A 15,735-nucleotide genomic window follows, 5' to 3' on the forward strand; every position below is an offset into this window, starting at 1 on the left:
CACCTCAGGCCGCGGTCGCGACCTGCTCGACGAGATCGTGGATCTGCTCGGCACCGCACCAGCAGGTGAAGTCCAGCCGGGTGCCGCCGGGGACGCGGACGATGGCGCGGACCTGGCTGGGGAAGATCAGCTGGCGCCTCTGGCATGCGCTGCAGTCGTGGGTGAACATGGCGACCTTCCTCCTCGTGCGAGCCGGGAGCCCGATGGTGACCGCTCCATGGTCCCGCAGTGTCGGCAATAGGGGTAGCCTTGCTTTCCTCTGAATAGCAAAGGGTATTCCTATGCTTTCGCTGCACCAGCTCCGCTGCTTCCTGAGCACCTACGAGCACGGCTCGCTGACCGCGGCCGCCGAGGACCTCGGCTACGCCCAGCCGAGCGTCTCCGAGCAGATCCGCACCCTGGAGCGCTCGTTGGGGACGGCGCTCTTCACGCGGGTGGGGCGGGGCGTCGTGCCCACGCCTGCTGGTGAGTCGCTGCGCGAGCACGCCGAGCGGACCCTGGCCGCAGCCGAGGAGGCGGAGCGCGCGGTGCTCAGCGTCTCCGCCCTCGAGACCGGCACCATCCGGTTCGGGATGTTCGGCACCGCTCGGCTGTACGCCGGCGCCGCGCTGATCGCCGATGTGCTGGCCCGGCACCCCGGTGTCCGGGTCGAGTTGGTCGGCCAGAACTCCACCGACGTCCAGGAGGACCTGCGACGGGGCCGCCTGGAGGCGGCGATGATCGCCATGCCGCAGGTGGCCAGCGAGGGGATGTCGGTCACGCCGGTGGCACAGGACGAGCTGGTCTACATCAGCGCGGACCCCGAGAAGCTGCGGACGCCGGTGACCGCGCATCGGCTCTCGCGGGCCTCGCTGGTGATGCCCGAGACGACCTGGCGGGCGACCGACTCCACCCGCATCGTGTTGCGCCGGATGCTGCACGAGACCGGCCGCAACCCGCAGACACGCATCGAGGTCGAGGACGTCGAGACCGCGGTCGAGCTGGTCGGCATGGGTCTGGCCGACTCCGTCATCCCGCGGGGTGCGGCGACCCAGCTGCTCCCCCGGCTGGCACCCAAGGCGGGCTTCGTCTCACTGCGGCCGCGGCAGGTCGACACCCTGGCGATCGTGCACCGTGCATCGGCGACGCTCTCGCCTGCCGCGCGGCTGATGATCGAGCTCGCCACCCGGCGGATCCGCGCCATCGTCGAGCCTGCCTGACCACACCGCGTGCCCCGCGTGACAGGCTTCGTCCCTTGCTCGAAAGGGGAACCTGGTGATTCTCGAACAGGCAGTGCTCCACGTCCGGCCCGGGTCGGAGGATGAGTTCATCGCGGCTTTCGAACAGGCGCGGTCGATCATCGCGTCGATGCCCGGCTTCATCGACCTGGATCTCTCGCGCTGCCTCGAGGACGAGAGCGTGTTCCTACTGCTGGTGCAGTGGGAAGCGCTCGAGGACCATACCGAGGGGTTCCGGCGGTCCCCCGAGTACCAGCAGTGGCGTCGGCTGCTGCACCACTTCTACGACCCGTTCCCCGAGGTCCTGCACTTCGCCGGCGTGGCGTCCGCCTGATCGGAGCCGGCTGCTGCGCCGGTGTGGCCCGGTCAGCCGTCCTGCTCATCGTACGCCGTGCCGCGCTTGATCTTCAGCGACGGCACGTCCTCGGTGGACCACGACGCCTCATAGGTACGCCGGTAGCCGGTGTGCGCGATCCGCCAGCCCTCCGGCGTGCGGACATAGCGGTCGTCGTAGAACGCCGCTCCCTCGAGGACGAACTTGAGCTCTGGGATGATCACCTTGTCCTCGAGGTACCAGATCCCGGTCGCGGTGTCGCCGTCCACCGCGATCTCGGGGTGGTGCGCGTGGTGCATCGAGATCATCTGCGGACCCATGTTCTCCGCCATGAACGCCACCAGCGAGTCCCGGTCGTCGAAGACGAGGCCGGCATAGTCGCCGGTCGCCTCGGGCACGAAGCACCCGGCGAACTCCTCCCACCGCTTCAGGTCGAGCATCCGGAAGTACCGGTACTTCAGCCGGGTGATCTCGTCGTGGTCGTTGCTCACCGGGCCACCGCCATCCAATCGCCGAATCCGGTCGGGTCGTGCCGCCCCATCGAAGCGTGCTCGAACAGACCGCGTCCCTCTCGGTCCCGCTCGCCGGGGGTGCGCAGCACCGCCCGCGCGCTGTGGTCGGTGACCCCCCACGGCAGCCGCGCCGCAGTGTCCGGGTCGCTGAGGTCGTACGACGACACCTGCGACCACTCGACGCCCCGCCACTGGCCGTGGGTCCACTCGGGGTCGCCGCCGTACCCGCCACCCAGGTGCAGCGCCACCGAGGTCACCGTCTCGACCTCGACGACCAGGGCGGTGCCGTCGGCCGTGGTCAGATGCAGCCGGGCACCGAGCGGGTGCCGCGAGCCGCTGACGTAGTCGAGCTCGACCCGGGGCCAGCCCAGCTGCTCGACGCGGCCGTCGGGGAAGATCCGGACCGCGTCGTTGAGCGTCCGGAACCCGTTCGGCTCCTCCTGGACGATGACCACCAGCGCGAACTCGTCGAACTGCATCGGGCAGTAGAGCCACCAGAATCCTTCCAGCGGCGAGTCCGCGTCGCGGCCGGCCGGGTCCGCGTCGCCCACTGGACGGATGCCCCAGGAGCGGTCGCGGGTGCCGTGCCAGACCGCGGGGGTCACGTCGATCCTGCGGTCGCCCACCGTGATCGAGCCGGCCCAGGTGCCCAGCTGGGCGAACCGCTGGGCCATCAGGGTCGGCCGGCTGGGCCCGAGGAGCAGGTGCGGCTGCTCGAGGATCGCCGGGAACGACCCACGCCAGGTCAGGTCGGCCGCCAGGCCGTCGGCCTCGCAGCGGAGCTCGACGGTCTGGAGCGGCTCCGGCACAGCCACGCCGATCCGGCCTCCCCCGGTCACCACCTCATGGGTGAGCGGTCGGTCGCCGAGCGCGGTGGAGAAGCGCGCCGCGTGCTGGACGTCGCCGACCCGCACCACGAGGAAGCCGTCCTGCACGCCGAGGTTGGGATAGACCCCCGCGCCCGCGACCATCATCACCTCACCGGCGCGGTCCATCGCGTTGAAGTAGCAGCGGTCGTAGAAGTTGCGGTCCGAGGTGTCCGGACGCGCGATCGGCAGCGGCGCCTGATGGATCGGGTACTCGTCGAGCGTGGTGGGGTGCAGGCTCATGCCAGCCCTTCCGGCGTTCCCCAGTCATAGGTGCCGGCCATCAGCCGGCGCAGCGATGCCTGGTGGATCACGTAGTCGTCGGGATCGTCAGGCACCTGGTCCTGACCGAAGTGGATCATCCGTCGCTTGATCCGGCACATCACGTTGCCATGGCGCAGCGCGGCGTACCCGAGGTACCAGTCGAAGTCGCGGACCTCGTGCCCGCTCGCGTTCCGGTACGCCGTGGCCACGTCGTCGCGATGGAGGAAGGTCGGCATCCCGGGCAGCTCGAAGACCTCGGCGATGTCCTGGAAGAACCTGTGCAGGAAGCAGAACCAGCCCAGGTCGAGCTCTCGAGGTCCGACGCAGGCCATCTCCCAGTCGAACGCGGCGGTGGGCACGAAGTCGGTGTAGCCAAGGTTTCCGATCCGGGCGTCGCCCCAGCACAACACCGGGTCGCCCACGGTGCTGGGCCAGCGCTGCTCGAGCCAGTCGAAGGCGTCCTCGAGCACCGGGATGCGCACCCCGTCCTCGGCCACCGCCCACGCGTAGTAGGCGCGCTGGTCCTCGAAGTGCCGCCGCAGCGCGTCGTCGCCGGACAGCCCGGGGATGCTCGACCAGTCCGCAGCGTGCACCGTGGCCAGCACGTCGACGCTGCCCCGCAGCAGGCGGCGTCGCTGTTCCCGATCGGCCTCGAGGAGCCACCCCCCGAACAGGTACGGCGGGTTGTCCGAAGGCACCTCGCCCTCCAACCGCTCGAAGAGCAGCAGCGGTGCGCCGAACACCTCACCGGTGGACTCCAGCGCGAGCACCCGCGGCGCGGGCACGCCCACGCGGCGTACCGCCTCGATCACGTCACGTTGGAAGCCGAAGTCGTAGCCGCGGAAGACCGGGAACGACGACCGCTCCGGTGGCAGCCGGGCGACGAGCTGGTGCGGGCCCGCCGCGTCGCGGGCCGCGAAGATGACGGTGGCGCTGGAGTAACCCGCCTCCGGCAGCACCAGATCGCTCACCACGACGGGCCCGTGACCGAGGACGTCGGGCAGCCACTGCTCCAGGCCCTCGCGGAGAGTCGCCGGGTCGCGCTCGTGGACGGTGAGGTCGACCCGGTCGGTGTGCGCCATGCGCCGAGACTAGAACGTGTTCCAGGTCGGCGGAAGGGGAACGGAGGCGCTCAGCGGCGCCCGGTCTTGAACAGGCCGCGCACGATCTCACGCGCGGCGCTGCGGGCGACCTGCTTGAAGGCGGTCGAGCTGACCACCTGCTCGACGACCGACTTCTGCTTGCGGGTGCGGCTCGTGGTGCGCGACGACGTCGGCGCGGCCTCCTCCTCGGCGGTGGCCTTGGTCGCGCCCTGGTCGAGCTTGCGGGCCAGGATCTCCTTGGCCGACTCGCGGTCCACGGCCTCGCCGTACTTCGCCGACAGCGGTGACGCCTTCACCGCAGCGGTCATCGTGTCGGCCGCCGCGGCCCCCATCAGCGACTCGGGCGCCCGCAGCCGGGTCCAGGCGACGGGCGTCGGGGCACCGCGCTCGTTCATCACGGTGACGATCGCCTCACCGATGCCGAGCTGCAGGATGACCTGGCCGAGGTCGTCGTACGACGACGTGGGGTAGGTGTTCACGGTCTGCTTGAGCGCCTTGGCGTCGTTGGGCGTCGCGGCACGCAGCTGGTGCTGGATCCGGGACCCAAGCTGGGCGAGCACGTCGTCGGGGACGTCGGTGGGCGACTGGGTCACGAAGAAGACGCCGACCCCCTTGGAGCGGATCAGCCGCACGGTCTGGGCGATCGACTCGAGGAACTCCTTCGACGCGCCGTCGAAGAGCAGGTGCGCCTCGTCGAAGAAGAACACCAGCTTGGGCTTGTCGGGATCGCCGACTTCGGGCAGGTCGTGGAACAGGTCGGCGAGCAGCCACATCAGGAAGGTCGAGAAGAGCGCCGGACGGTCCTGCAGGTTCGGCAGTTCCACCAGGGAGATCAGCCCCTTGCCGTCGCTCGTCACTTGGAGCAGGTCGGTGGTCTCGAACTCGGGCTCACCGAAGAACACGTCGGCGCCCTGGTCTCCCAGGGTGATCAGCTCGCGCAGGATCACTCCGGCCGTCGCCGCCGAGAGGCCGCCGAGATCCTTCAGGTCCGCCTTGCCCTCGTCGGAGGTCAGATGCTTGACAACCTCCCGCAGATCGGCCAGGTCCAGCAGCGGCAGCCCCGCCTTGTCGGCGTAGTGGAACACCAGCCCGAGCGAGGACTCCTGGGTGTCGTTGAGGCCGAGCACCTTGGAGAGGAGGGTCGGGCCGAAGGCGGTCATCGTGACCCGCAGGGGGATCCCGGTGCCCTGGCCGCCAAGCGCGAAGTACTCCACCGGGAAGCCCTGCGCCTTCCACTGCTGGCCGACCGACGCCGCCCGCTGGCTGACCTTGTCGCTCTCCGCGCCGGGCACTGCCAGCCCCGAGAGGTCACCTTTGATGTCGGCGGCGAACACCGGTACGCCGGCCGACGAGAGCTGCTCGGCCAGCAGTTGGAGGGTCTTGGTCTTGCCGGTGCCGGTGGCGCCGGCGACCAGTCCGTGGCGGTTGAGCATCCCGATCGGGATGCGCACGTGCACGTCGGTGAGGTCGGTGGCGTTGAGCATCAGCCCACCGAGCTCGAGTGCGGTTCCCTCGAACCGGTAGCCCGCGGACACCGCCGCGCTGATCGGATCCTGGACAGCAGCGTCGGCTGCGGGCGCCTGCTCGGTCATGACGGCCACCCTAGTGTTTCGGAGTCGTTGCACCAGTCTCCCTATGATGTGGCGGTGATCTTCAAGCGAGTAGGAGACAGCCGGCCCTACCCGGAGCACCGGCTGGATCCCCGCGACTGGGCGGCGCTGCCGCCGCGGCCGGTGCGGCTCGACGAGCTGGTCACGACCAAGGACACCCTGCAGCTGGCGACCCTGCTCGACGAGGACTCCACCTTCTTCGGAGACCTCTTCGCCCACGTCGTGGAGTGGCGTGGCGACCTCTACCTCGAGGACGGCCTGCACCGCGCTCTCAGGGCGGCTCTGCAGCAACGCCACGTGCTGCATGCGCGGGTGCACCAGATCGGCGACCCGGGCGTGAGCGGCCGATGATCGGGCGCCGCATCACCACGACGCTCACCATGGTCGCGCTGATCGTCGTACTCGGGGTGATGGCGGTGTGGGGCTACCGCGCTGCCACCGCACCGCTGCCTCAGCGTCATGACGCCTCGACGTCGACGTGTTCGAAGGCGGAGATCTCCAAGCAGATCTATGTCCATCGCAAGGACGTCACCGTCAGCGTCTACAACGCCGGCGCACCGACCGGGTTCGCTCGCCTCACGCTGCAGCGCCTCGAGAACCTGGGCTTCGCGCCGGGCAGCGTCGGCAACGCCCCCACGCACGACCACGTGACGCGGGCGCAGGTGCTCACCACCAAGAAGGGGGACACCGCCGCGAAGCTGGTCGCGCGCACCCTCGGCGGGCACCCCCGGATCAAAGTCGTCGCCGACGAGCTCGGTCCCGGGATCGACGTGTACGTCGGCGCCCACATGCACCACCTGGACAATCACGCACCCAAGCGGCTCAAGCTGCCGAAGCCCATCGAGCACTGCGTCCCGGTCGACTGACCGTTCCGCCAGGGCGTCAGCTGCGGTGCCACTCAGCTGCCGTACCACTGGGCGAGGCGACCACCGAGGGACACCGCCCGCAGCCGCTTCTCGGTCTGCTCCCGCGCCTTGCGCGGAGTCACGACGAGCACGTCGTCCCCACGTCGCAGCACCGTCCTCAGCTCCGGCACCTTGATCTCGCCGCCGCGGACGATGAGGGCGACCGACGCCCCGGTAGGCAGCCGCAGCTCCCCGACCTCGACCCCGTGCATCAGCGACTTCGGTGAGATCCGGACCTGCAGGAGGTCCGCGGAGATCCGCTCCAAGGGGGCCGCCTCGACGTCGAGGTCGCGCGGTTCGGAGCGTCGGGCCACACGTAGCCAGCGGGCCACGATCGGCAGGGTCGGCCCGGACAGCAGCGTGTAGATCACCACCATCACGAAGACGATGTCGAAGAGGTGGTGGGCGCCCGGCACCCGTTCGGCGAGCGGGATGGTCGCCAGCACGATCGGTACGGCGCCGCGCAGTCCCGCCCAGCTGATGAACGTCGCCTCGCGCCACGGCATCCGTTGGACAACGCTGCTGATCCCGACCGAGAGTGGCCGGGCCAGCACGGTGAGGACGAGGCCGGCGGCCGCTGCCTGCCACACCACCTGAAGCGTGAACCGCTCCGGAGAGGCGAGCAGCCCGAGCATCACGAACAGGCCGATCTGCGCCAGCCACGCGATGCCTTCAGAGAAGGACCGGGTGGCGGCGCGGTGCGGCAGCTCGGAGTTTCCGAGGACCAGGGCAGCGACGTACACAGCGGCGAAGCCGGAGCCGTGCAGGGTGGCGGCGCCGGCGTATGCGAGCACGGTGATCGCCAACGCGCTCAGGGGATACAGCCCCGATGCGGGCAGCGCCACCCGCCGCATCAGCCAGGCGCCGGCGTAGCCGACCAGCAGGCCCCCGACGAGACCGACCACGAGCTCGAAGGCGACCTCACCGACCAGGCCGAGCGCGCTGTGGCCGCCGACACTGACGAGCGTCACCAGGACGACGGTGGGCGCGTCGTTGAGCCCCGACTCCGCCTCCAGGGTGGCGCTGATCCGGCGCGGCAGCGGCACTCTGCGCAGCACCGAGAACACCGCGGCGGCATCTGTCGGCGAGGTGACGGCACCGAGGATCACCGCCAACTGCCAGCTCAGGCCCAGCACGTAGTGGGTCACCACCGCCACCACCGCCACGCTGACGGCTACGCCGATCGTCGCCAGGGACAGACCGATCCCAGCGACCGGCTTCATCTCCGCCCACGACGTCGTCAGCCCGCCCTCGGCCAGGATCAGCATCAGCGCCGCGAAGCCGAGCGCGTGGGCCAGGCTGGCGTCCTCGAAGTGCAGGCCGAGGCCGGACTCGCCCAACCCGATGCCGATCGCGAGGTAGACGAGCAGCGAGGGGAACCCGACGCCAACGGACAGCCGGACGGCGATGATCGCGAGGAGGAGCACACCGGAGCCCACGAGCAGCACCTGGTCGAGGGTGTGCACGTCGAGTGTCATCAAGGCACCTCGGCGATCGTGGTCGGAGTGAGATCCTATCGACGCCGGCCGTCCTCTGGCGCAGGCAACCGCGCGGGCGGGTACGTGCTCGACCCGCTGGACCACTCGCCACCACCGAGGCCCTTCCGGCGACTAGAACCTGTTCCAGTTCTCGCTTAGACTCCACCCATGAGCCTTGATCTGCCCGATGTCCTCTCCGCCTCCGACGTCAGTGCGTGGTCCGACGAGGTCGACGTCGTGGTGGTCGGGTTCGGCATCTCCGGCGGATGCGCCGCGCTGGAGGCAGCACGGGCCGGGGCGCGGGTGGTGCTGCTCGAGCGTGCCGCGGAGTACGGCGGCACCAGCGCGATGGCCGGCGGCCACTTCTACCTCGGCGGCGGTACGGCGGTGCAGCGTGCGGTCGGCGTGGAGGACTCGCCCGAGGAGCTGTGCAAATACCTCATGGCCGTCACCCGGGAGACCGACGACGACACTGCCGCAAAGATCCGGGCCTTCAGCGGCGACAGCGTCGAGCACTTCGACTGGATCGAGTCGCTCGGCATGCGGTTCGAGCGATCCTTCTATCCGGAGAAGGCGGTGATCCAGCCCGGCACCCAGGGCCTGATGTACACCGGCAACGAGAAGGTCTGGCCGTTCCTGGAGAAGGCCACGCCGGCGCCGCGTGGCCACAAGGTGCCGCAGCCCGGTGACACCGACGGCGCGAAGATCGTGCTGGATGCACTCGCGGCGCGGATCGCCGAGACGTCCGTCGACGTGCGCTACGAGACCGGCGCGACCAACCTGGTCGTCGACGGCGACCGCGTGGTCGGCATCGCCTGGCGGCACTTCGAGGAGCGCGGCGTGATCCGCGCCGGCGCGGTCGTGATCGCTGCCGGTGGCTACGTCGGCAACGACGACATGGTCCGCGAGTACACCCCCCAGCTCGGCTCGAAGCTGATCCCGCTGGCCTCGACGTACGACGACGGGCTGGGCATCCGTCTGGGTGCCAGCGTGGGCGCGGACCTGCGGATGATGGACCAGGCGTTCATCACCGCGCCGTTCTACCCGCCGTCGAAGCTGGTCACCGGCATCGTGGTCAACAAGGACGGCAAGCGCTTCGTCGCCGAGGACAGCTACCACTCCCGCACGGCGGGGTTCGTGATGGATCAGCCCGACCGGGCGGCCTTCCTCATCGTCGACTCCGCCCACATCGAGCACCCCGACTTCCCGCTGTGCCCCTTCATCGACGGCTGGGAGACGGTCGAGGAGATGGAGGCCGCGCTCGGCATCCCCGAGGGCAACCTGGTCGCGACCCTCGGTGACTACAACAAGCACGCGGCGGACAAGCAGGACCCGGACCTCCACAAGCACCCGGACTGGCTGGAGCCGCAGGACCGCGGCCCGTGGGGCGCCTACGACCTGAGCCTCGGCAAGGCGCTCTACGCGGGGTTCACCATGGGTGGCATGCGCGTCGACCTCGACGGCCGGGTGCAGCGGGCCGACCTGTCCGTGATCGACGGCCTCTACGCCGCCGGCGCCTGCGCAGTGAACATCGCCCAGGACGGCAAGGGCTACGCGTCGGGGACCCAGTTGGCCGAGGGCTCCTACTTCGGGCGGCGGACAGGCCGACGCGCCGCGGGTCGCTAACCTCGCCGCATGAACCGGCTGCAGGTCGCCCAGCGCGCGAACGTCCCGCCCTTCCACGTGATGGACCTGCTCGCTGCGGCGACCGAGCGGCAGCGCACCCACGGCGACCTCTGCAACCTGGTCGCCGGCCAGCCGTCCACAGGCGCACCCCGGGCGGTGCGCGAGGAGGCGAAGCGGCTGCTGGACCAGGAGCTGCTCGGCTACACCGTAGCGACTGGGATCCGCGAGCTGCGCGAGGCGATCGGCGCACACCACCGCCGTCGCAGCGGCATCGAGGTCGACGCCGATGACGTCGTGGTCACGACGGGATCCTCGGGCGGCTTCCTGCTGGCGTTCCTGTCCGCCTTCGAGGCGGGCGACCGGGTGGTGATGGCGAACCCCGGCTACCCCTGCTATCGGAACGTGCTCACGGCACTGGGCTGCGAGGTGGTCGAGGTCGACTGCGGACCTGAGACTCGCTTCCAGCCGACGCTCGCACAGCTCCAAGCCGTCGAGGGCCCGGTCGCCGGCGTCCTCATCGCGTCACCGGCCAACCCCACCGGCACGATGATCGACCCTGCCGAGCTCGCCTCGATCGCGCGGTGGTGCGAGCAGACCGGGGTGCGGCTGATCAGCGACGAGATCTACCACGGCATCCAGTACGGCGACGCAGCGGTCGCGTCCGCGTGGCAGACCTCGCGGACCGGCATCGTCTTCGGTTCGTTCTCGAAGTACTTCTCGATGACCGGCTGGCGGATGGGCTGGATGCTGGTGCCGGAGGAGCTGCGCCGCCCGGTCGACGTGCTCACCGGCAACTTCACCATCTGTCCCCCTGCGCTCGGGCAGTACGCCGCACTGGCCGCCTTCACCCCGGAGTCGTACGCCGAGCTCGACGGCCACGTCGCGAGGTATGCCGGCAACCGAGGCCTGCTGCTCGAGGGCCTCGCCGGCCTCGGTCTGGACAGGCTTGCCCCTGCAGACGGAGCGTTCTACTGCTACGCCGACGTCGGCGAGCTCACCCACGACGCGTACGCCTGGTGCCTGCGGCTGCTGGCCGAGACGGGCGTCGCGATGGCCCCGGGCATCGACTTCGACACCCGTGCCGGAAGCCGGTTCGTGCGGATGTCGTTCGCGGGCAGCGCTGCGGAGATCACCGAGGCGCTCGAGCGGCTGGGACGCTGGCTCTAGCCTCCATCGCCGCGGTCAGCATCGCCACGAGGTCGTCGACGAAGCGCTGGTGCGCCACTCGCTGTCGGCCGCCCGCCTCGACGGACCGGGCACGCTCGGCGAGGGACGCGGTCAGGAACGTGACCAGTGCGCCGACCCTCTCGCGGGCAGCCTGTCGGGTCAGCCGGTCGCGCAGCACCTCCTCGAGCCGGGCCAGCTGAGCGGCCAGCACGGTTCCCGAGATCGCGAGCGCGGGCCGGCCGGCGCGTACCCCCGAATAGCCCGCGAGCTGCTCGGTGATGCGCAGGAAGTCTCGGCCGCTCGGGGACAGCAGCCGTGCAGCCGTGGGGCCGACGACCAGGTCGACCACCTCGGCGAGGTCCGCGTTCGGTAGCCGCGCCATGCTCGCCGCGCGTGCGTCCTCCATCGCCGCCATGTGCTTGTCGACGATGGCACGGAGCAGCCCTTCGCGAGATCCGAAGTGGTAGCCGACCGCGGAGTCGTTGGCCTGGTGCGCCTCGCCCACGATGTCCGCGAGCCGGGCCCCGCTCACCCCATCCCGGGCGAAGCGCCGCTCCCCTGCACGGACGAGGAGCTCTCTGGTGCGGGTTGCGTCGCGTGGCATGGCGCCCGATACTAACAAATGTTGTTAGTAACGGACCTCGTTGAGACAAGGGGTGGAAGAGGATCGATGCACTACGACCCGGTCGACCCGGAACTGATCGCTGATCCCTACCCGACGTACGCCTGGCTCCGCGACCACGATCCGATCCACCACCACGACGCCAGCGACGGCGCACCACCGTTCTGGGCGCTCTCCCGGTTCGCCGACGTCTGGGACGCGGTTCGGAGGCCGGAGGTGTTCTCCTCCGCCCAGGGGCTGACGTTCTACTTCGACGAGATCGGGCAGCTCGGCCTGCCGCCGAACCTGGTGATGCTCGATCCCCCGCGGCAGACCCGGCTCCGAGCATTGATCGGGCGCGGCTTCACGCCGCGCCGGGTGGCCGAGCTGGAGGGCGCGATCCGCAGCTTCGTGCGCAGTCGGCTGGCCGAGATGGCGCAACGGGCATCGGACGGGGAGCCCGTCGACCTGCACCGTGATTTCTCGAGCACCATCCCCACTCACGTCCTGGCCGAGCTCTTCGGGGTCGCAGAGGAAGACCGGCTGCGCTTCGGGCCCTGGACCCAGGCACTCACCGCCATCCAGAACGACGGCCTGCGGCTCGATCCGGACACCTTCAGCGGCGACGGCAGGGAGGCGGTGACCGAGATGCTCGGCTACTTCAGTGAGCAGATCTCCGATCGGCGGGCCCACCCGCGCGACGACCTCCTCGGTGCCCTGGTCGCCGCCGAGATGGACGGCCCCGACGGGTCGGCGCAACGGCTCTCGGACTGGGACATCCTCGGCTTCTGCTTCGTGGTCGTCGCCGGGGGCAGCGACACCACGGCGTCCCTCATTTCGCACGGCATCGCTCTGCTCACCGACGCACCCGACCAGCGCCAGCTGTTGCTGGACGACCCCGGGCTCCTCGACGGTGCGCTGGTGGAGTTCCTGCGGCTGGAGTCATCGGTGCAGGGCCTGTGCCGGACGACCACCTGCGATGTCACCGTTGACGGGACGATGATCCCCGCAGGCGAGAAGGTGCTGATGCTCTACGGCTCGGCGAACCGAGACCCCCGAGAGTTCGGGCCGACGGCCGACCTGCTCGACGTACGACGGCAGATCCCGCGACACCTGGCGTTCAGCAGCGGTCCGCACTTCTGCATCGGCAGCCATCTGGCTCGGCTCCAGGCCAAGATCGCGTTCCAGGAGCTGTTGTCCGCCCACCCCGGCATCGTCGTCGACACCGGAGCGGGCCAGCGACACCAGTCGGCGTTCGTGCGCGGCTGGGTCAGTCTGCCGGCGTACGGGCTGGCGGGCTGACCGAGAGGGTCAGTCGGCCAGCTGGTAGGTGCCGATCACGAGCTGCGCGGTGGGCCCGGCGTTCTTGAAGTGCATTCGCAGCCGGGTGTCGTCCCTCCCGTCGGCCACCACCGCCCAGCTCATCCCGCCTCCGGCGAAGCGGCTGGTTTCCGAGTTGCCGAGCGTGGTCGTCAGCACGCCGCGTGAGCGACCCGGCGAGCCGAAGGCCACCAGGGCCGGCTGGCGACCGTCGATCGTCGCGGAGGCGCGGCGCTGTCCGCGCGGAGCGACGTACGTCTGGGACAGCTTCCAGCGGTGGCCCGCGTCGTCGATGAACCGCTGCAGGCCGTGGACGGCGCCGGTGCTCGCCGGCTGGTAGACGCCCAGGCCGATCCGGGTGCTCGACGGCACCGGGACCGGGTGGTCGTGACGGTCGACCACGCTGATCCGCAGGCCGCTGACCCCGCGCGGGACATGAGGGCTCATCACGCCGGAGTTCTCGCCGGGCAGGTGCTCGGGTGCCTGCCCACACTGGGCGCCCTCGCTGACATAGCCGGGCCGGCCCACGAAGGCGATCTTGAGCTGGGTGCCGTGCGGCAGATGGCTGCACACGGCGCGGAGGTCCACCTGGGCGGGCAGCGCGTCGAAGCGCAGCGTGTGCACCGCCTGGCCCGGGTCGCCGATCCAGGCGCCCAACAGCGGCTGCCCCGCGGCAGTCGGGGCGAAGACGATCCCCGCCTTCTGATAGGACCCCGGAGCCGCCTGGGCGAACCGGTAGACCGCCATCGCGACCGGCCCCGATCCACCGCGCTGGCGGACGGTGAGCCGGCTCGCCTCCTGGCCGCTCACCTCGAAGAACTCCCCGAACTCGCCGGCGGAGGTCACCCACTCGTCGCTAGCGCCGGCCTGGCTCAGACTGAGCTGGCCGTGCGGATCTGCCGAGCCCATCCGGACCAGGTAGTCGCTGACAGAGGCGGGCAGCTGCACCGCCAGGCGGCCGTCCTTCGCCTCGTAGCCGCGCACGTAGCGGTACGTCGCGCCCAGTGACATGGTCGTGCGCGGGACGACGTGGCCCACCATCCGGGCGGGGGCCTCGGCGGGTTGCACCCGGCTGTCGTGGGGCAGGCTCACCGCGGTCACACCGGCCGCGACGACGAGAGCCGCAGCGATGGCAATCCCCGCCGTACGGCGGCGTCGCGCCACGGTCACCCGGCGTCGTACCGCGCCGATCCGCTCGGGATGGTGTTGGTCGTCCACTGCTTCGGCGTGCCCACGCAGGGTCTGGCGCAGTTCGGTCAGCTGGTCGTTCATCGGGTCTCTCCCTCCGCGATCACGGCCGGGTCCAGTCGCAGCTTGGCGATCGCCTTGCTCAACTGGCTCTTGACGGTTCCGCGGGAGCAGCCGAGAAGGTCGGCCGTCTCCGCCTCGGACAGGTCCTCGAAGTAGCGCAGCACCACCACGGCCCGCTGTCGGCGTGGCAGCCTGCTCAGCGCCTCCCACAGGTCGTGGCTGCTCGCCGTGTCGCTCGCATGGTCAGCGACGCCGTGGTCGGGCAGCTCCTCGGTGGCATGCTCGCCGTTCCACCTGCGTCGCCACCAACTGGCGTAGGTGTTGACCAGCACCTTGCGGACGTAGGGCTCCGGGTTGCCCTCGATCCGCGACCAGGCGAACCAGCTCCTGGTCAGCGCGGTCTGGAGCAGGTCCTCGGCGAGCGCGTGGTCACGGGTCAGCAGGTACGCCGTACGCAGCAGGTGGGTCGACCGGGTGGCGACAAAGTCCTCGAAATCGACCTTCGTCGCCACCTGCGCCCCCGAGTCGGCGGTCAATGTCCTCACATCGGATCTTTACCGGCCGGCCGGCCCGATTGGTTGCCTAGGACTTCTTCCTGGTCAGGAAGGTCATCATCGCCTCGCGGGCGTCGTCGGATCCGAAGAGGCGGGCGCTGAGCGCTGCCATGTCATCGGCCCGGGCGTCGATGCGGGCGAGCAGGTCGCCGGCCAGCAGTGCCTTGGTCTCCCGAAGTCCCTGAGGATGGGCCAGCGACAGGTCCTCGACGACGCGAGCGATCTCGTCATCGAGATCCTCGGCCGGGACCGCCCGGGTCACCAGCCCCATCGTCGCTGCCTCCCTGGCATCGAAGGTGCGGCCCGAGAGGAACGTGTCGGCGGCCGCCCGGCTGGTCAGCCGCGGCAGCACGGTGAGCGAGATGACGGCCGGCGCGAGGCCCAGCCGCGACTCGGTGAAGGCGAAGGTGACGTCGTCGGCGCAGATCGCGATGTCGCTCGCCGCGACGATGCCCAGGCCGCCGGCGCGCACCGGTCCCGCCAACCGGACCACCACCGGCTTGGGATGGGTGACGATCCGGCGCTGCAGGTCGACCAGAGCCCGGGTTCCCTCCTCCATCCCTCCACCCGCGGCCTCGGAAAGGTCCGCGCCCGAGCAGAACACCCGGTCCGCGCTGCGGATCACCACCACACGGCTGTCGTCATCGGCCGCCGCGTCGAGACGGGCGAACAGCTCGGTGACCAGCTGCCGGCTCAGCGCGTTGCGATTCCTCGGTGAGTCCAGGGTGATCGTGCCGACGCCGTTCGCGACGTCGTGGTGGACCAGCTCAGTCATGTGTCGTCTCCGTTGAGTTGGGAGTTGTCGTCCGTCGAGTTCGGGGTTTCGGTCCGTCGAGTTCGGGGTTGTCGTCGGCGTTGCGGGTACGGCGTACAGAATTCTCGACTCACACGACCAGAACTCCCAAGTGAACGGACGGGAACGCCCAA

At 70.2% G+C, this 15,735-nt stretch carries 17 protein-coding genes; 7 read left to right on the forward strand and 10 right to left on the reverse strand.

Going from position 1 to position 15,735, the window contains the following annotated elements; genetic code table 11:
* Positions 1–4 precede the first annotated feature (4 nt).
* Positions 5–169 carry a hypothetical protein gene (locus Q9R13_RS12880; RefSeq protein WP_310961576.1) on the reverse strand — a complete coding sequence of 55 codons (165 nt, stop codon included), beginning with the start codon at positions 167–169 and terminating at the stop codon, positions 5–7.
* A 112-nt stretch (positions 170–281) separates the two neighbouring features.
* Here Q9R13_RS12880 and Q9R13_RS12885 point away from each other — a divergent pair, with 112 nt between their 5' ends.
* Together Q9R13_RS12885 and Q9R13_RS12890 are read left to right on the forward strand one after the other, a co-directional pair.
* Complete coding sequence (locus tag Q9R13_RS12885; protein ID WP_310961577.1) at positions 282–1,199, forward strand: LysR family transcriptional regulator; 918 nt, start codon at positions 282–284, stop codon at positions 1,197–1,199.
* A 55-nt stretch (positions 1,200–1,254) separates the two neighbouring features.
* The gene (locus tag Q9R13_RS12890) at positions 1,255–1,551 is read left to right on the forward strand and encodes an antibiotic biosynthesis monooxygenase family protein (RefSeq protein WP_310961578.1); all 297 of its coding nucleotides are present in this window, start codon (positions 1,255–1,257) and stop codon (positions 1,549–1,551) included.
* Positions 1,552–1,583: 32 nt separating this feature from the next.
* Here Q9R13_RS12890 and Q9R13_RS12895 read toward each other — a convergent pair whose 3' ends face one another.
* From Q9R13_RS12895 to Q9R13_RS12910, 4 genes are read right to left on the reverse strand one after another with little or no spacing between them, the layout of a single operon-like run.
* Positions 1,584–2,042, reverse strand: a complete 459-nt coding sequence (locus tag Q9R13_RS12895) for a nuclear transport factor 2 family protein (protein WP_310961579.1) — start codon at positions 2,040–2,042, stop codon at positions 1,584–1,586.
* Entirely contained in the window at positions 2,039–3,172 is a 1,134-nt protein-coding gene (locus tag Q9R13_RS12900; protein WP_310961580.1) for a hypothetical protein, read from the reverse strand. The genes Q9R13_RS12895 and Q9R13_RS12900 overlap by 4 nt, the downstream gene beginning before the upstream one ends.
* Positions 3,169–4,275, reverse strand: a complete 1,107-nt coding sequence (locus Q9R13_RS12905; protein ID WP_310961581.1) for a phosphotransferase family protein — start codon at positions 4,273–4,275, stop codon at positions 3,169–3,171. The genes Q9R13_RS12900 and Q9R13_RS12905 overlap by 4 nt, the downstream gene beginning before the upstream one ends.
* 50 nt (positions 4,276–4,325) lie before the next feature.
* Positions 4,326–5,888 carry a helicase HerA-like domain-containing protein gene (locus Q9R13_RS12910; RefSeq protein WP_310961582.1) on the reverse strand — a complete coding sequence of 521 codons (1,563 nt, stop codon included), beginning with the start codon at positions 5,886–5,888 and terminating at the stop codon, positions 4,326–4,328.
* 54 nt (positions 5,889–5,942) lie between these two features.
* Between Q9R13_RS12910 and Q9R13_RS12915 the strand changes: the two genes are divergently transcribed.
* Complete coding sequence (locus Q9R13_RS12915) at positions 5,943–6,257, forward strand: type II toxin-antitoxin system VapB family antitoxin (RefSeq protein ID WP_310961583.1); 315 nt, start codon at positions 5,943–5,945, stop codon at positions 6,255–6,257.
* On the forward strand, positions 6,254–6,772 hold the full coding sequence (locus Q9R13_RS12920; protein WP_310961584.1) for a LytR C-terminal domain-containing protein: 519 nt from the start codon (positions 6,254–6,256) through the stop codon (positions 6,770–6,772). Before Q9R13_RS12915 ends, Q9R13_RS12920 begins: the two co-directional genes overlap by 4 nt.
* Before the next feature lie 32 nt (positions 6,773–6,804).
* Here Q9R13_RS12920 and Q9R13_RS12925 read toward each other — a convergent pair whose 3' ends face one another.
* Complete coding sequence (locus Q9R13_RS12925; protein WP_310961585.1) at positions 6,805–8,289, reverse strand: potassium/proton antiporter; 1,485 nt, start codon at positions 8,287–8,289, stop codon at positions 6,805–6,807.
* A 168-nt stretch (positions 8,290–8,457) separates the two neighbouring features.
* On the opposite strand from Q9R13_RS12925, the gene Q9R13_RS12930 reads away from it, so the two are divergent.
* Together Q9R13_RS12930 and Q9R13_RS12935 are read left to right on the forward strand one after the other, a co-directional pair.
* A complete protein-coding gene (locus Q9R13_RS12930) occupies positions 8,458–9,915 on the forward strand; it encodes an FAD-binding protein (protein ID WP_310961586.1) in 1,458 nt (485 codons plus the stop codon).
* Positions 9,916–9,924: 9 nt separating this feature from the next.
* Entirely contained in the window at positions 9,925–11,082 is a 1,158-nt protein-coding gene (locus tag Q9R13_RS12935; protein ID WP_310961587.1) for a pyridoxal phosphate-dependent aminotransferase, read from the forward strand.
* On the opposite strand, the gene Q9R13_RS12940 is transcribed toward Q9R13_RS12935, so the two are convergent.
* Entirely contained in the window at positions 11,045–11,686 is a 642-nt protein-coding gene (locus tag Q9R13_RS12940) for a hypothetical protein (protein ID WP_310961588.1), read from the reverse strand. The two genes, Q9R13_RS12935 and Q9R13_RS12940, sit on opposite strands and share 38 nt — an antisense overlap.
* Positions 11,687–11,752: 66 nt before the next feature.
* On the opposite strand from Q9R13_RS12940, the gene Q9R13_RS12945 reads away from it, so the two are divergent.
* A complete protein-coding gene (locus tag Q9R13_RS12945; protein WP_310961589.1) occupies positions 11,753–12,985 on the forward strand; it encodes a cytochrome P450 in 1,233 nt (410 codons plus the stop codon).
* Positions 12,986–12,994: 9 nt separating this feature from the next.
* Here Q9R13_RS12945 and Q9R13_RS12950 read toward each other — a convergent pair whose 3' ends face one another.
* Genes Q9R13_RS12950 through Q9R13_RS12960 form a run of 3 tightly spaced genes read right to left on the reverse strand, consistent with a single transcriptional unit; the run spans position 12,995 to position 15,583 of the window.
* A complete protein-coding gene (locus tag Q9R13_RS12950; RefSeq protein ID WP_310961590.1) occupies positions 12,995–14,275 on the reverse strand; it encodes a hypothetical protein in 1,281 nt (426 codons plus the stop codon).
* Entirely contained in the window at positions 14,272–14,799 is a 528-nt protein-coding gene (locus tag Q9R13_RS12955; RefSeq protein ID WP_310961591.1) for a SigE family RNA polymerase sigma factor, read from the reverse strand. Before Q9R13_RS12955 ends, Q9R13_RS12950 begins: the two co-directional genes overlap by 4 nt.
* Positions 14,800–14,836: 37 nt before the next feature.
* Positions 14,837–15,583 (reverse strand): enoyl-CoA hydratase-related protein, encoded by a 747-nt coding sequence (locus Q9R13_RS12960; RefSeq protein ID WP_310961592.1) that lies wholly within the window; start codon positions 15,581–15,583, stop codon positions 14,837–14,839.
* Positions 15,584–15,735: the final 152 nt, after the last annotated feature.

It is taken from the genome of Nocardioides marmorisolisilvae, assembly GCF_031656915.1.
In the GTDB taxonomy this organism is placed as follows: domain Bacteria; phylum Actinomycetota; class Actinomycetes; order Propionibacteriales; family Nocardioidaceae; genus Marmoricola; species Marmoricola terrisoli.

Excerpts from the sequence above, each read along its gene's own strand:
- Q9R13_RS12880 (WP_310961576.1), bottom strand. The coding sequence starts at position 169 with ATGTTCACCCACGACTGCAGCGCATGCCAGAGGCGCCAGCTGATCTTC.
- Q9R13_RS12885 (WP_310961577.1), top strand. The coding sequence starts at position 282 with ATGCTTTCGCTGCACCAGCTCCGCTGCTTCCTGAGCACCTACGAGCAC.
- Q9R13_RS12900 (WP_310961580.1), bottom strand. The coding sequence starts at position 3,172 with ATGAGCCTGCACCCCACCACGCTCGACGAGTACCCGATCCATCAGGCG.
- Q9R13_RS12905 (WP_310961581.1), bottom strand. The coding sequence starts at position 4,275 with ATGGCGCACACCGACCGGGTCGACCTCACCGTCCACGAGCGCGACCCG.
- Q9R13_RS12910 (WP_310961582.1), bottom strand. The coding sequence starts at position 5,888 with ATGACCGAGCAGGCGCCCGCAGCCGACGCTGCTGTCCAGGATCCGATC.
- Q9R13_RS12920 (WP_310961584.1), top strand. The coding sequence starts at position 6,254 with ATGATCGGGCGCCGCATCACCACGACGCTCACCATGGTCGCGCTGATC.
- Q9R13_RS12925 (WP_310961585.1), bottom strand. The coding sequence starts at position 8,289 with ATGACACTCGACGTGCACACCCTCGACCAGGTGCTGCTCGTGGGCTCC.
- Q9R13_RS12930 (WP_310961586.1), top strand. The coding sequence starts at position 8,458 with ATGAGCCTTGATCTGCCCGATGTCCTCTCCGCCTCCGACGTCAGTGCG.
- Q9R13_RS12935 (WP_310961587.1), top strand. The coding sequence starts at position 9,925 with ATGAACCGGCTGCAGGTCGCCCAGCGCGCGAACGTCCCGCCCTTCCAC.
- Q9R13_RS12940 (WP_310961588.1), bottom strand. The coding sequence starts at position 11,686 with ATGCCACGCGACGCAACCCGCACCAGAGAGCTCCTCGTCCGTGCAGGG.
- Q9R13_RS12945 (WP_310961589.1), top strand. The coding sequence starts at position 11,753 with ATGCACTACGACCCGGTCGACCCGGAACTGATCGCTGATCCCTACCCG.
- Q9R13_RS12950 (WP_310961590.1), bottom strand. The coding sequence starts at position 14,275 with ATGAACGACCAGCTGACCGAACTGCGCCAGACCCTGCGTGGGCACGCC.
- Q9R13_RS12960 (WP_310961592.1), bottom strand. The coding sequence starts at position 15,583 with ATGACTGAGCTGGTCCACCACGACGTCGCGAACGGCGTCGGCACGATC.